The sequence below is a fragment of the Camelimonas lactis genome (genome assembly GCF_004342915.1).
In the GTDB taxonomy this organism is placed as follows: domain Bacteria; phylum Pseudomonadota; class Alphaproteobacteria; order Rhizobiales; family Beijerinckiaceae; genus Camelimonas; species Camelimonas lactis.
Map to the genome: position 1 here is coordinate 1 of NZ_SLWL01000052.1, position 1,557 is coordinate 1,557.

General features: G+C 60.1%; 1 tRNA gene and 1 pseudogene. One reads left to right on the forward strand and one right to left on the reverse strand.

Annotated elements, in window-relative coordinates:
- Nucleotides 1-13: 13 nt before the first annotated feature.
- Nucleotides 14-90 (forward strand) — tRNA-Met (locus EV666_RS18115).
- A 220-nt stretch (nucleotides 91-310) separates the two neighbouring features.
- Here EV666_RS18115 and EV666_RS18120 read toward each other — a convergent pair.
- A pseudogene (locus EV666_RS18120) lies at nucleotides 311-1,408 on the reverse strand (IS3 family transposase).
- Between the last annotated feature and the right edge of the window lie 149 nt (nucleotides 1,409-1,557).

A 1,557-nucleotide genomic window follows, 5' to 3' on the forward strand; every position in this document is an offset into this window, starting at 1 on the left:
TTCCAACAATTGCCGCGGGGTGGAGCAGCCCGGTAGCTCGTCAGGCTCATAACCTGAAGGTCGCTGGTTCAAATCCAGCCCCCGCAACCAGAACAATAAAACCCCGTCCGCCCCACGCGGACGGGGTTTTTTTATGTGCGCCGGGTCCAACCTGCTAAAGCGAAGCAGAACTGGCAGCCATAAACCGGCCTGCCTCCAACGTTTCTGACGTTACCCCCAAGTTCTATCCAGCCCTAAGTTCGACCTGAGGGTTGTTGAGCCTGCCCCCAAATCCACGCCAGTTAAAACTGGAACTTTGGGGGCTTCGTGCTCATGCCGGCTGTGCCGCCGATGAGCCATTCAATAGCGATATCGGCGGTTTGTTGCCGATGGCGCTGTGCGGCCGGACCTCATTGTAGTCCTTACGCCAAGCCTCCAGTTTTGCGCGCGTGTCGTCAAGGCTCATGAACCAGTGCGTGTTCAGGCATTCCGCCCGGAGCTTGCCGTTGAACGACTCGATGAAGCTGTTGTCCGTCGGCTTGCCGGGACCGGGAGAAGTCGAGGATCACGCCCTTCGGGTATGCCCACAGATCAAGGCCCCGGGAGACAAATTCCGGCCCCTGATCCACCCGGATGCCCTGCGGATAGCCCGTGTCGCGACACACGCGCTCAAGGGTGTGAACGACGTCCTCGCCCCTGTAGCTGAACCGCACATCGACCGCGGGAGCGACCCGCGTGAAGGTGCTGATGATCGTCAGGATCCTCAACTTCCGGCCTGTCGCCAGTTGATCATGCACAAAATCCATCGCCCAGGTCTCGTTGAGGCGGGTGGCGGTCTTGCGGTCATCGCGCAGCTTCGCCCGCACCCGCCGTTTGGGCGTCTTGTTGCGCAGCTGAAGGCCCATCTCCCTTGTAGAGCCGGTAGATTCGCTTGTGGTTCACCGCATGGCCTTCGCGCTGCATCAGTGGACCCTGCGGTAGCCATAACGAACCCGGGTCTCGCAGATCTGCCTGATCCGAAACCTGACAGGAGCCTGATCGCCGCGACACGACTTGTAGACGTACAGTCCCCGGTCAATCTGCAGGGCCGCACAGGCGCGTCTGACTGAGACTTTCCAGTCCGACCGCACCATGTCGACAAGCGCGCGCTTGCGCTCAGGCTTCAGAGCTTTTTTGCCAGCACATCCTGAAGCATCGCGCGATCCAGCGTCAGGTCCGCCAAGACACGTTTCAGCCGCGCATTCTCGTCCTCCAGTTGCCGCAGGCGCTTCATTTCGGACGGCATCAACCCGGCATACTTCTTCCGCCAGTCGTAGAAGGCTTCATCCGAGATGCCCGCCTGGCGACAAACCTCAGCGACCGGCGCGCCATCCTGCGCCTGCTTCAAGACAAATGCGATCTGCGCTTCCGTGAACTTCGACGCCTTCATGGAACCCTCCTTCGTCCCGCATCCGGGATCATAATTGGAAAATTCCAGTTCTGAATGGTGCGGATTCCACGGATGATGGGCATCGATTCCACGCGATCGTGGGCATGGATTCCACGGCATCGTGGGCATCGATTCCACGCCTCGGGCAG